Genomic DNA, 613 nt, shown 5'->3' with positions numbered 1-613 from the left:
ATCATTTCACTATCTAAGAGGCTGTAAGCCTTGAAAAATAAGGAAAGTTCAGGAAATCTCTCCACAAATTCCGATTTGAGCAAGTAAAGCAAGGGGCTAATGCCCCTTATGCTTTTCTCTTTTCTTTTGCTGTTTCATTTCAAACTTTCGCAGTTCTTCCGCTTCTTTTTTCTCTTTGCTTCTAATCTTGCGTTCCTGTTTGTTTTGTTCCTGTTGCAATTTCAATGCTTGCTGCGATTTTATTCCAATGCCAGTTTTCTGCATTTGCTTTCTCGCTTCACGTTGCATCATTTTTGGATTTCTTTCTATATCCTTTACAACAGTATCAACAGCCAGACTGAATTTCAAACCGGCATAGTGTTTTTGAACGTATTCCAGCACCTCATAATTTTTTGGTTCTGCACCAAAAGTCACCTTTGCCACCGACAACTTACCATCCTTGATACGCTCAAATACGCCTACCCAGAATGGTTCTTCAAAATACACCGTCAGTTTTCCATTTACTTTGTCCATAAAAATCCCTCCTAAAATAATTGTTGAACAAAGAATGGACAACCCGGAGGGGCAGGTTACTTACCCTATTTACATAGGACGGCTGGGCTACCTACCAGCT

At 39.8% G+C, this 613-nt stretch carries 1 protein-coding gene; it reads right to left on the bottom strand.

All coding sequences use genetic code 11. The features are described 5' to 3' along the window. Positions 1–96 precede the first annotated feature (96 nt). Positions 97–513 carry a YjdF family protein gene (locus WMO75_RS19720; protein ID WP_349078878.1) on the bottom strand — a complete coding sequence of 139 codons (417 nt, stop codon included), beginning with the start codon at positions 511–513 and terminating at the stop codon, positions 97–99. Positions 514–613: the final 100 nt, after the last annotated feature.

Origin of the sequence: Blautia intestinihominis (genome assembly GCF_040096655.1) — a bacterium.
In the GTDB taxonomy this organism is placed as follows: Bacteria; Bacillota; Clostridia; order Lachnospirales; family Lachnospiraceae; genus Blautia_A; species Blautia_A intestinihominis.
This window is presented reverse-complemented; position numbering and strand designations above follow the sequence as displayed.